The following is a 12184-nucleotide window of genomic DNA, read 5'->3' as shown; positions in this document are numbered from 1 at the left end:
ACGAGTTGAGTCCTTGGCAACCTGGCCGCCATCAACCATGCGCTGGCTCCGTCGGGAAATCCGGTAGGACCGAGTCGGCGAAGGCATCGATGAAGCCGCGTTGCTCCTGGCCAACGTGGTGCAGATAGAGGAAGTCGAAACCCAACTCGGCAAATTCATGGAGCCAGTGCGTGTGTTCGGACGTCTCGGCCGACACCAACACCGCCTGCCGGACCAGCTCCGGCGTCGCAGCCCGGCCCACGGCCTCGAAGTGGTCGATGGTCGGAAGATCCGCGGGAATCGGGGGCTGGAAGACGTTGTTCCGCCATTGGTCCACGGCCAATGCTTCGGCTTCGGACTCCGTCGGCGCCCAACTCAGGTGGACTTGGAGGAGGGCCGGGCCGTGCCCACCGTTCTCCCGATACGCTCCGAGGAGTTTCCGCAGGCGTTCGTGCGGCTGGTTGATGGTGATGATTCCGTCGGCCCAGCCAGCGGCGCGTGCAGCGGTTTCGGGGGTGATGGCCGGGGCAATGAGCGCTGGGGCCGGCGAGGGGAGATCCCACAGCCGGGCGCCGCTGAGCCGGATCCTGCCTTGGCGGCTGACCTCCTTGCCGGCCAGCAGCGCGCGGATGGCTTCGACGGATTCCTCCAGGCGGAGTTGCCTGTCCTCCTTGGCTGGCCAAGGGTCCCCGGTAATGCTTTCGTTGAGGTATTCACCGCTTCCCGGTGCCAGCCAGAAGCGGCCGGGGAACATGCTGGCGAGGGTCGCCGCCGCCTGGGCGATGACCGCGGGGTGGTAGCGCTGGCCGGGGGCTGTCACCGTTCCGAACGTCAGGTCCGTTGTGGCCAAGGCGGCACCCAACCACGACCACGCGAATCCCGAATGTCCCTGGGCGTGGGACCACGGCGTGAAGTGGTCCGAACACATCCCCGCGGTGAACCCGGCGGCGTCGGCGTGTTGGACGTCGCGAAGTAATTGCGCCGGGGCGATTTGCTCATGCGAGGCATGAATTCCAAGGGTCGCCATTTCCCCTGTCTAGCACTGGGGTAGGGAGTCGTCGAGGGGTAATGCTTCGTTTTGACAGGAGGCTCCCACCCCGCATGCGCGCCGCGTTTTTCAGCGTCCGATCTCTTTGAAGACGATGCGCTGGCCGGCATCGATGTTGACTTCTGCCGACCTGGCCATGCCCTGAGCTCATTTCGCCGCTCCGCTGAGTGGCGGATCCCGAAGTCAGCGCCCACGGTCCCAGTCCCGGGTGACCGCCTGGGCTGCGTGCCACCCTGCCATCCCGTGCACGCCGCCGCCGGGCGGCGTCGACGAGGAACAGACATAGAGACCGGTTTGGCTGGTGTTGTAGGGGCGCAGCGTCGGGGCCGGGCGCAGCACCTGCTGGGTTCCACGCAGTGATCCGCCGCCGATGTCCCCACCCACGAGGTTCGGGTTCCATGCCTGCAAGGCTTCCGGCGGGGTCTCCACCCTTCCGATGATGCGGTCCCTGAAACCGGGGGCAAAGCGCTCGAATTGCGCGTCAATGAGCGGGCCGACGTCGGCCCGGGATCCGTTGGGAACGTGGGCATAGCTCCACAGGATTTGCCGATCCCCGGAAACACGGGAGGGATCGGCCATGGATTGCTGGGCGGCCATGACGAAGGGCCGGTCCGGGAGCTGGCCTCGGTTGGTCAGGTGCTCGGCATGGACGAGTTCCTCGAAGCTACCCACGACGTGGACGGTGCCGGCGTGTGCGGTTCTTTCGTCCCGCCAGGGGACGGGGCCATCCAGGAGGTAGTCGACCTTGTATGCACCGGTACCGTACTTCCAGCGACGAAGCCACCCGCGGTAGCGTGCCGAGAGCTGGGTACCGGCAAGATCCAGGATCTGCTTTGGCGTCAGATCCAGCAGCACGGAGTCGGCTGCCGGAAGCTCACGCAGATCAGTGACCGGTGCCCCCGTCTGGATCTTGACACCGTATGAGCGCAGCACCGAGAGCAACGCCTGGATGACCTGTCCCGTGCCGCCCCGGGCGACGGGCCAGCCCAGGGTATGGCCCAAGCCGCCGAAAATGACGCCGAAGGCCGAGCTGAATGGATGCGTGAGGGGAAGCATTGAATGCGCTGACGAACCCCCGAAGAGTGCGCGGGCCTCCGGTGTCTTGAAGATCGTGTGCGCCATCATTGCGGCGGGCCAGGCGGCACGGAGGCCAAACGAGGCCATGGGCAACAGGTGCGGAGGTAGACGGAGCAGCGGTCCGGTGATGTTTTCCAGAGTTTCCAAGGGGTGTGCCGTCACCGGTGCGTGGAGGCGCAGCCATGCTGCGGAGTCGCGGCCGAATTGCCCGGCAGTCGTTGCAGCATCACGGTGCAAGATGGCGGAGTCCTGGCCGGGGAGCGGGTGCGCCATGGGATAGCGGGGGTGGGCCCATTCCAATCCGTGGTCTTCCAGAGCCAGCGCGCGGAACGCTGGACTGCCGACGGCGAAGGGATGCGCTGCAGCTCCGAGGTCGGACACCAGCCCGGTCCCCAGGATTTCCCCGGAGCGTGCGCTGCCGCCGGGTTCGTCGGCTTGTTCGTAGACCGTTACGTCAACGCCGCGGATAGCCAGCGCGGCGGCGGCCGTGAGTCCGTTGGGCCCGGATCCGACAACAATGGCGGAGTGGGTCATCTCGCTGCCTTCTCTCGTGTATTCCGGGGGATCATCGATGCTGTCATAGCGTCCTATCCGGTACGAAAAAGCGACTTTCCCACGTTCGTTCGATGATGTCGAAAACCTGGTGGATTTGGCTGTCGGCACGCCGGTCCAGATCCTCCAGCAGGGGGACTTCGAGGCGGGCGTCACGAGAGGCGACGAGCAGGAGAGTTTCCCACATGGCTTTTTTGGCACGGAGCATGCCCAGCAGGATATCCAGTTCGACCTGGGTCATTCCCGTTTTCTGCTGGCGCAGGATGTTCACGGGGTTGAGCTTCCCGGCCAGCCGTACGCCATGGGTGAGCGCTTGTTTGACGGGGTGCGGGCGGTAGCCGAGGCTTCGGATGATCTTCTCGAGGTCCGCATGGTCATCGCCAACTTGTCGGGCCAGCGACGCGAAATCCTGTTCGGCAGGGGTACCCTTCCAGGTCCGTGATGCTGCCTGGAAAGCAGCGATTCCGCCTTCGGAACCCAGGAGGTGTTCGTTGAGGTAGGTGGAATACATCTTGTGGTTAATGCCCGTATTGCCGGAGTCCATGGTGGTCCCTTCCAAATCGTCGTGCTGCAGGTGGTCGCGCTGGCGTCCATAAAGTGTGGCGCGCCCGGGAACTGAACGGCAGGAGGCATGGCTCGTGCCGCAGTGAATTGCATTCCGTGACGCCAAGGAGCACACGAAGTGGCCTCCGTCGGGGTGGAAGCCAAGGAGTTTGGTCCCCCTGCTGGCCACCATCCGGAGGGCGCACAGGCCCGGTCGCGGTTATGCGGTTGCCGGGACCGGAACCCTCATCCGGGCGCGGCGTGAACCGGTCAAACGCACGTGGTCCAGCAGCGTCGTCGGACCGCTTTTTTCCGCCCAATCGATCGGGTCGGCCAGACGCGCATGCCATGCCGGGGGGACGAGACGCAAATACTGCGGATGCTCTTCCACGAACGTCCGCATGGCCGGGCAGAAAGGCACGACGGCGAGTCGGCGGAAGTGTGCATCCTCGAGGACATGACGCAACAGTGCGGTGACCAGAACCGGCGACTTGAAGTTGCGGGCCAGGCAAGAATGGAGAATCCAAATTTCGTTTCCGACCATGCGGTACTGGACGTAGCCGGCGAGTTCACCGGCTTCAAAGAGCTGGTACTGGAATTCTTCGCGGTTGTTTTCGATGACGGGCATGTTCATACCCTTCCCGCCACGGCTGGCACAATGCGGGCCGTGACTTTCTTCTGACGAAGATGTCGGCCCGCTGCTGAACCGTTCCCTCAGCGTACAGACAAGCGGTCGCAGTAACAATGGATGCCAGCTCCGGGTTTGGCGCGACGGTGATGTACCCGGGGGGTAACGACCCGAATCCTTGACGGCCGCAGGTCGCGTGGGCCTACCGTGGCGTTAACGGGCACCTGACCATCGGAGATGATGGCACCTGACCGGTGCTCGGCGGCAACGCTCTTTTCCATTGGAGGAAGCAGCATGACCATTCCCAGCCCTGAGCCCCACATGCACTCCAAGGCCAATTCCAACGCAGAGCCGGATCATCCGCAGGGGGAGACCCTGACGACAAGCCAGGGCACCCCATTGCACGATACGGACCACTCCCTGAAGGCCGGGCCACGCGGTCCGGTGTTGCTACAGGACCACCACCTGCGCGAGAAAATCACCCACTTCGACCACGAGCGGATCCCCGAGCGCGTGGTCCACGCCCGCGGCGCCGGAGCGCATGGCCGGTTCGTCAGCTACGGCACCGGTGCCGGGCTCACCCAGGCGTCGTTTCTTGCCGACGGGGTGGAGACTCCGGTGTTCGTCCGTTTCTCCACGGTGGCAGGTTCACGAGGCTCCGCCGACACGGTGCGCGACACCAGGGGTTTCGCCACCAAGTTCTATACGAAGGAGGGTGTCTTCGACCTGGTCGGGAACAACATCCCGGTCTTCTTCATCCAGGACGCCATCAAGTTCCCCGACGTGGTGCACTCGGTGAAGCCCCACCCGGATCTGGAAATCCCGCAAGCACAATCCGCGCACGACACCTTCTGGGACTTCGTCTCCCTGCACACCGAGGCGCAGAACCACACGATGTGGTTCATGGCTGACCGCGGCATTCCCCGGTCCTTCCGGATGATGGAGGGCTTCGGCGTCCACACGTTCAAGCTGGTCGCGGCCGACGGGACGACGTCGCTGGTCAAGTTCCACTGGAAACCCAAGCTGGGCGTGCACTCGCTGGTCTGGGAGGAGGCGCTGCTCACCAACGGCAACGATCCCGACTTCCACCGGCGCGATCTGGCGACCGCCATCGAAGCCGGGGCGTTCCCGGAGTGGGAGCTCGGCGTCCAGGTCTTCCCCGACACCGAGGACCAGATGTTCGAGGGCATCGACCTGCTCGATCCGACGAAGTTCGTTCCCGAGGAGCTGGCCCCGGTGCAGCTGCTCGGCAAGATGACCCTGGACCGGAATCCTTCCAACTACTTTGCCGAAACCGAACAGGTCGCCTTCCACCCGGGCCACCTCGTGGCAGGTATCGACGTCACCAACGATCCGCTGTTGCAGGGGCGCCTCTTTTCCTACATCGACACGCAGATCACACGGCTGGGCGGCCCGAACTTCTCCCAGTTGCCGATCAACCTCCCGCACGCCGAGGTCAACGACATGCTCCGTGACGGGATGCACCAGACCTACATCCACGAGGGCATCGCCCCCTACCACCCGAACTCCCAGGACGGCGGGTGCCCATTCATGGCGGGTGGGGGCGATTCGACGCGGATGCCGTTCATCGACGTGCCGGAGCACGTTGCCGAATCCGTGAAGGAGCGGCGCAATCCCGCCACGTTCGGGGACCACTACAGCCAGGCCAGGTTGTTCTACCGCAGTCTCTCGCCACAGGAACAGCTCCACGTGCAGCAGGCCTACACCTTCGAACTGGGCAAGTGCACCAGCGAGGAGGTGCGGGCCCGCCAGGTGCAGGCCCTCGCGAACATCGACGCCGGACTGTGCGCGGAGGTCGCCACGGCGCTCGGTTTGCCCGCACCGGAACCGGATACCGAGGTCGAGGACCGGGACCCGAGCCCCGCGGTCTCCCAGGTCGGCAAGTCGTGGCCGGTCGACGGTCGCGTTATCGGCATCGTCACGGATCATGCCACGGAGGCGAAGGTCATCGAAACCCTGCTCTCGGCCACCCACGCCGCCGGCATGACCCCGTTGCTCGTCGCCCCGACGGGCGGGCATCTCGCCGACGGATCGCCGGTCGACCGGACATTCCTGACGGCCCGTTCCATCGAATACGATGCCCTGATCCTTGCCGCGGCACCAGCTGCCGGCCCCGATGCGAAACCCGACCTGGACACCAAGGCCGGCGCCGTCGTGCCCCCGGAAGGCGGTGATCTGGATCCGCGGCTGGTGCTCCTGCTCCAGGAGGTCTACCGGCAGGCGAAGGCCATCATCCTCGCCGGGCCGGGCATGGAGGTCATCACCGGTTCCGGGCTGCCGGCTGGGTCCCCCGGAGTCCGGGAGACAGCGCCCGACCAGGCCGTGCCCGCTGCTGCCGAATTGCTCGCGACGCACCGTGTCTGGGAGCGGTTCGCCTAAGCAGGAATCGCCGCCCGGTACCGGTACCGGGCCCGGAAGCGGCGCCCGGAACCTACGGCCGCCGCTTCCTGGGTAACACAAAAACTTCAAATGCAGGCGGAGCGCTGTTTGACTTGAGGCGACCGCAATCGTTCCAACACCGATGGAGGAACCATGAAGGCTCTGACGTGGCAGGCAAAACGGAAGATCGAGTATTCCGATGTCCCCGACCCCCGCATCGAGGCACCGGATGACATCATCATCAAGGTCACCTCGACGGCCATCTGCGGATCGGATCTGCACCTTTACGAACTGCTCGGTCCCTACATGCACGCCGGCGACATCGTGGGTCACGAACCCATGGGAATCGTCGAGGAGATCGGCTCCGAGGTGTCACGGGTGAAGGTCGGGGACCGCGTCGTCATCCCCTTCAACGTCTCCTGCGGAACCTGCTGGATGTGCGAGCGGGGACTGCAATCCCAATGCGAAACAACCCAGGTGCGCAGCCACGGCAAGGGTGCCGCCTTCCTGGGCTACTCCGAGTTGTACGGCCGGGTGCCCGGCGGCCAGGCCGAATACCTGCGGGTGCCGCACGGTGATTATGGCGCCATGGTGGTCGGCAAGGAGCTACCCGACCACCGCTACCTCTTCCTGTCGGACATCCTCCCGACGGCCTGGCAGGGTGTCGACTACGCGGCTGTACCCGACGGCGGGACACTGGCGGTCTTCGGGCTGGGTCCGGTCGGACAGCTGGCCGCACGGATCGGCGTCCACCTCGGCCACCGGGTGATCGCGGTGGACCCGGTACCCGAGCGCCGGGCCATGGCGGCCCGCCACGGCGTGGAGGTCATGGACTTCTCCAAGGACGTGGCAGCTGAGCTGCAGGACATGACGAAACGCGGCCCGGACGGCATCGTTGATGCCGTCGGCATGGAGGCCCACGGTTCGACCGGGGCGAAGCTCATGCAACAGGTCACCGGGCTGTTGCCGGATACGGCGGCACGAAAGGCCATGGAAACCGTTGCGGTCGATCCGACCTCCGTACTGCACGCGTCGATTGCTGCGGTCCGGCGCGGGGGAACCATCTCGCTCAGCGGCGTCTACTCCGGGCAGGCAACCCCGATGCCGCTGCTGGAGATGTTCGACAAGCAGATCCAGGTGCGGCAAGGCCAGTGCAATGTGCGCAGCTGGACCGACAAGATGATGCCTTTCGCCGAGGATCCTGCGGATCCGCTCGGGCTGGATGACCTCGTGACCCATACGGTCCCGCTGTCCCGCGGCCCCGAACTGTATTCGACCTTCCAGCAGAAGCAGGACGGCTGCATCAAGGTGGTCCTGCAACCCTGACCGCCGGTGCCACCGGCAGGGCCCCGCGTTCCGATGCCGGAATGCGGGGCCCTGCCCGTTGTATTTCGCCGTCGCTACTGCCGGTGCCCGGGCGTGTCCAGGAACCGTGTCGGCCCCGGCATCAGGTGGTCGGTGTCGCCGTCATCGCCGGGCAGGTGGGCCAGGAAGTCCGCGAAACCGTGGCCGACCCGTCCCCGCAGCCGTCCGGAGGTCACGACGTGGAGCCGGGCGCTGGAGCGCACCTGTGCGCCGTGCGCCCGGAGGGCCTCGACCAGCCTGACGTCCTCATCGCCGGCCACATGGGCGAAACCACCCACCGCGCAGTAGGTGGAGGCCCGCACGCCCAGGTTTGCGCCGTGGATGTGCGGGTGTCCGTCCTCCCGGACATACAACGTCCGCCAGGCCCGGTAGCGCATTGCCCCGAGTTCACCGGCGTCGGGTTCCACCGTTCCGACCAGGGCATCGGCTCCGGCGTCGGCGGCATCGGCGAAGGTCTGGAGCCAGTCGGCGGGGACCCGGGTATCGGCATCCGTGGTGGCAATCCAATGCCGGGGTAGGGACGCTGCCGGAAGACCCGCCAGGGCGGTGCGGATCCCCAGGTCACGGGCGGTGCCCACGGCCCGTGCATCGGTGGTGATGATGCGGACCCGGGCGTCCGCGTCCGCCAGCGCGGCAGCGATGTCCGCTGAGCCGTCGGTGCAGGCATCGAGGACGAGGACCAGCCGCGCGCGGCGCCCGCCACCGGATTCCAGCTGGTCCATGGATGCCCGCAGATGCTCCACGGCAGCGTCCAGGAGTTCCTCTTCGTCACGCACGGGAACCACGACGGTCACCTGTTCGATCCGCGGCACGGGGCTAGCCACCGGTGCCTCCCGGCGCCCGGAGGACTTCGAGCAGGAAATCGTCCTCGCGGTGTTCGACCACCGGCTTCCAGCCGAGGGAGCGGGCCATGTCGTGCACCTGGTGGCCGTCGAGCTCCCACCCGTCGATGGGGTGCAGCCAATGGCACAAGAGCAGGTCGCCACCCGGGCGCAGGGCCGAGGCCACGGTCTGCAGCAGCATCTGCCATTCATCGCGTCCGAGGAAATATCCGATCTCGGACAGCACCACCAAGTCGATCGTGCCGGGAGACTGCGCCGGCCACCCCGCTGGCAGGTCGGCGCGGAGCAGCGAGACGTTTCCGGCGGCGCCGACGCGTTGGCGCGCGGCATCCAAGGCCACCTGGCTGGCGTCGATCCCGAGGACGTGGGAACAGCGCTCCGCCAACGCTGTGGTGAGGACACCGATTGAACATCCGGCTTCGATGGCCGACCCGTAGTGGGTTTGCGGAAGCGAGGCCAGCGTCACGGCGCGCTTGCGGTGTTCGTAGCCGCTTCCCAGGTAGTCCCAGGGATCGGGCCTCCGGCGGTAGAGGTCATCGAAGATGCGTGCCGCCGACGTGGAGTCCCGCCGCGGCGGCCTGGTCCAACGGAAAATCTCGCTGCTGCGGCCGAAATGCTGCAGGAAACCCCCGCCGAGCAGCACCTCGTCCCCGGCGGCCGGCGACAGGGGCAGTGTCTGGGAGCGGTGTGCGTCCAGGACGTGCTGTTTCGTGTCGCGGGCCACGGCGTCCAAGGGCAGGGCGTTCCACCCCCGCCATTCCGGGCTTGCGGGCTTTGCCCAATGCCAATACCAGATCGGGAACTCCAGGAGGCCGAGGTGGTGTCGTTCCGCGACGCGGGCCGCCGCTGCCCCGACGGCATCGTGGTCGGTATGGGCATCGAATCGGTACGGTGCCGCGATCACGGTCCGGGTGGGGTGTGCCGCCCCCGGCATCGCTCCGGCGGCCCCGTCCACGGCGGTGGTGAGTGCGGACTCGAGGACGTCGGCCTGCCCGGCCAGGCCGCCGTCGGGCAGGCCCAGATGTTCCCAGCTCAGGTTCCGTGGATCGGGTGCTTCGTCCCGCAAGAGCCCCAGGGCCGCGTCCAATTCGTGTCGGCGCAGCACGGCCAATTGCGCGGGGGTGTGCGTGGGGGAGTCGGGATGCGAGGCCTCCCCGGCGCTGCAGATGACGACATGGGCGGTGGCACCAGCGTGCAGGGCGGTGTGGAGGAGCCCGGCCGCGCCGAGTGACTCGTCGTCGGGGTGGGCGGCCACCACGATCAGATGTTCCCCCGTCCCGGGGACCACCCCGTCGTCGAGTCGGGGTAGCTCGGCGATCCCGGCGTCGGCCCAGGCGCTCTCAAAGGTGCCGGTGTCCTGGTGGCTGAAGTTCACCATGGGCACGCTCCGGAGCCGGACCCGTTGGCGGTCTTTTGGAGGACCAGTCCCCCCAGCGCCGCATCGTCTCGGGCGGCATGGTGCTGGCGGATGTACACGGTCAGGTCGGAGACGCGGCGGGCATGGTCCGCGTCGAAGGCCAGCGGGCCGGGGCCCAGGGCCTGGCCGCAGATGGCGAGCATGCGCTCGCAGAGGGTCGCCACCTGTCCCCTGACGCGGTGGGCCTGCAGCCAGTCGGCCCGACCGGCGTCCACTAGGCGGGCCGCCTCGGCGAGCAGCGCGGCACCGGAGGCCAACAGCCGGTCGGCCTCGCCCAGCCACGCCATGGCCAGCTGATCGGGCTCGCGGCGGGTCGCCGCCTGGTGCAGGGTGCGGAAGAGCCCGACGGCCCCGCCGAACCAGCAGGCGGCGACGGCCAGGCCGCCCCAGGCGAAACCGTCGCGGTGCAGGTACCAGTCGGTGGCTCCCACCGGCCTCCCGGCGACGCCGTCGAGCCGGATCGGGCCGCTGGGGACGTTGGCCAGTCCGTGGCTGGCCCATTGGGTCGCGGCAGGTACGACGCCGTGCTGGCGCAGGTCGATGGCGAAGGCACGACGTCCGCCGGGTACCGCGGCCGTGATGACGGCGTGGTCCAGGCTGCCGGCCAGCGAGCACCAGGGCTTGTCGCCGCTGAGCAGCCAGCTTCCGTCGTCGTCCGCGCCCGTGGCCTCCAGCCGCATCCCGGGCCCCTCGGCGGCGAAGACACCCCAGGTGGTTCCCGGCTCCCAGCCGAGACCGGCCTGGTCGAGGATGGCCGCGGCATCCAGATGGGGTTCGAGCGTGCGCGCCGCGGTGAGGTCCAGGGCGGCGACCGAGGCAAGCAGTTCCCACAACATGACGGTGGCTCCGGCGCCGGGAACGGGCGGCGGTCCGGACGCGGTGCGCAACACCTCCAGGAGCGGTGACGGGTCGCCGGCGCAGAGGGCGGCGGCCTCCAGCAGGCCGGCGGCACCCAGGCGATTTCCCGATGGCGATTCAGTGGTGGTGAACTGCACGGTGGGTGGTTCCATATCGGCCTCCTTGGCTGGTCGACTATGCGCGATGTCAGCCTAGCTGCTGCCGGCTACTGGGTGCCCTGCTCGAACGGCGGGGCGACACGCCAGGTTGGTGTCGGTGGAGACGGTTCCGGCAGCCCGGTGGTCTACCCCTCCGGTGCCCGGTTCGACCCGGGGGTGTCGTTCGCCCACCTAGGCGCCCTTCTTGGCGGCAGTCTTGGAGGCGGACTTGGAGGCGGGTTTCTTGTCGGACTTCTTCGTGGTCGATTTTGTGCCCTTGCCGGACGCGGAACCGGACTTCGAACTGTCGTTCGTCTTGGCACCCTGGGTCGTGCCCTTCGTGCCGGTCGGCTTCTTGGCTGTGGACTTTTTCGAAGCAGGGGTGGACGCGGACTGTGCGGACGCCCTGCCTCCGCCGGAACCGGACCGCTTGGTCTCCACGCTGCGCTTCAACGCCTCCATCAGGTCGATGACGTCGCCGGACCCGGACCCCGCCTCGTCCCGGGCGGCCTCCTGGTCTCCGAAGGTTGCATCGGTATCCAGGGTGTCGCCGTGTTTGAGCTTCTCGTCGAGGAGCGTGCGCAGCTCGACCTGGTACTCGTCCTCGAACTCCTCCGGGGTGAAGTCGTCGCTGAACTGGTCCACCAGCGCCGCGGACATCTTCAGTTCCTTGTCGCTGATCTTCGTGGTCGTCTTGGTCGCTGGGAAATCGACCTCCCGGACCTCGTCGGCCCAGAGCATCGCCTGCAGGACCAGGACGTTGCCGCGCACGCGCAGCAGACCCAGCCGGGTCTTCTGCCGCAGCGCGAACTTCACCACCGCGGTCCGCTCGGTGTCCTCCAGCGTCTGGCGCAACAACTTGTAGGCCTTCGGCGATTTCGAATCCGGTTCGAGGTAGTAGCTGCGCTCGAGCATCATCGGGTCGATCTGCTCGTTCGGCACGAACTGGACGACCTCGATCTCGCGGCTCTTCTCCGAGGGAAGCGACTCCATGTCCTCGTCGGTGAGCACCACGGTGCGTTCGCCCTCCTCGTACGCCTTGTCGATGTCCCCGTAGTCGACCTTTTTCCCGCACACCTCGCAGCGGCGTTGGTAGCGGATCCGCCCGCCATCGGCGTCGTGGACCTGATGCAGGCTGACGTCATGGTCCTCGATGGCCCCGTAGGCCTTGACCGGCACATTGACCAGGCCGAAGGCGACGGCGCCCGTCCATATTGCCCTCATGCCCCTAGTCAAGCACCGGCCGCCGGGGGTGGCCAGCAAAAACGGGCCGGTCCTGCCAGTGACCGGCACCGAAGCTGGCCAAGCGGTTGAACGGAAGGCAGAGTGGTGCTGGAC

Annotated in this window: 10 protein-coding genes; 2 read left to right on the top strand and 8 right to left on the bottom strand. The window is 67.0% G+C overall.

Annotation, left to right across the window (positions count from 1 at the left end; all coding sequences use genetic code 11):
• Positions 1-31 precede the first annotated feature (31 nt).
• The 4 genes from AC1MEQ_RS04545 to AC1MEQ_RS04530 form a co-directional block, all read right to left on the bottom strand.
• Positions 32-1006 carry a TIGR03885 family FMN-dependent LLM class oxidoreductase gene (locus AC1MEQ_RS04545; protein ID WP_479794350.1) on the bottom strand — a complete coding sequence of 325 codons (975 nt, stop codon included), beginning with the start codon at positions 1004-1006 and terminating at the stop codon, positions 32-34.
• 204 nt (positions 1007-1210) lie between these two features.
• On the bottom strand, positions 1211-2638 hold the full coding sequence (locus AC1MEQ_RS04540) for a phytoene desaturase family protein (RefSeq protein ID WP_479794348.1): 1428 nt from the start codon (positions 2636-2638) through the stop codon (positions 1211-1213).
• Positions 2639-2681: 43 nt separating this feature from the next.
• Complete coding sequence (locus AC1MEQ_RS04535) at positions 2682-3200, bottom strand: hypothetical protein (RefSeq protein WP_479794346.1); 519 nt, start codon at positions 3198-3200, stop codon at positions 2682-2684.
• 219 nt (positions 3201-3419) lie between these two features.
• A complete protein-coding gene (locus AC1MEQ_RS04530; protein ID WP_479794344.1) occupies positions 3420-3827 on the bottom strand; it encodes a GNAT family N-acetyltransferase in 408 nt (135 codons plus the stop codon).
• 294 nt (positions 3828-4121) lie between these two features.
• Here AC1MEQ_RS04530 and AC1MEQ_RS04525 point away from each other — a divergent pair, with 294 nt between their 5' ends.
• A complete protein-coding gene (locus tag AC1MEQ_RS04525) occupies positions 4122-6227 on the top strand; it encodes a catalase (protein ID WP_479794342.1) in 2106 nt (701 codons plus the stop codon).
• A 153-nt stretch (positions 6228-6380) separates the two neighbouring features.
• Positions 6381-7553 carry an alcohol dehydrogenase catalytic domain-containing protein gene (locus AC1MEQ_RS04520; protein WP_479794340.1) on the top strand — a complete coding sequence of 391 codons (1173 nt, stop codon included), beginning with the start codon at positions 6381-6383 and terminating at the stop codon, positions 7551-7553.
• Between the two features lie 74 nt (positions 7554-7627).
• Here the strand turns inward: AC1MEQ_RS04520 and AC1MEQ_RS04515 are convergent, their stop codons facing one another.
• The 4 genes from AC1MEQ_RS04515 to ku form a co-directional block, all read right to left on the bottom strand.
• On the bottom strand, positions 7628-8416 hold the full coding sequence (locus AC1MEQ_RS04515) for a glycosyltransferase family 2 protein (protein ID WP_479794338.1): 789 nt from the start codon (positions 8414-8416) through the stop codon (positions 7628-7630).
• Positions 8409-9812, bottom strand: coding sequence for a PIG-L family deacetylase (locus AC1MEQ_RS04510; protein ID WP_479794336.1), 1404 nt, complete (start codon positions 9810-9812; stop codon positions 8409-8411). Before AC1MEQ_RS04510 ends, AC1MEQ_RS04515 begins: the two co-directional genes overlap by 8 nt.
• Positions 9806-10861 carry an acyl-CoA dehydrogenase family protein gene (locus AC1MEQ_RS04505; protein ID WP_479794334.1) on the bottom strand — a complete coding sequence of 352 codons (1056 nt, stop codon included), beginning with the start codon at positions 10859-10861 and terminating at the stop codon, positions 9806-9808. Before AC1MEQ_RS04505 ends, AC1MEQ_RS04510 begins: the two co-directional genes overlap by 7 nt.
• Before the next feature lie 177 nt (positions 10862-11038).
• Entirely contained in the window at positions 11039-12070 is a 1032-nt protein-coding gene (gene ku, locus AC1MEQ_RS04500; protein ID WP_479794332.1) for a non-homologous end joining protein Ku, read from the bottom strand.
• Positions 12071-12184 lie beyond the last annotated feature (114 nt).

The sequence above is a fragment of the Arthrobacter sp. ASL1 genome (assembly GCF_056680475.1).
Note: the sequence above shows the minus strand (reverse complement) of the source record. Positions and strands in the feature narration are given on the sequence as shown.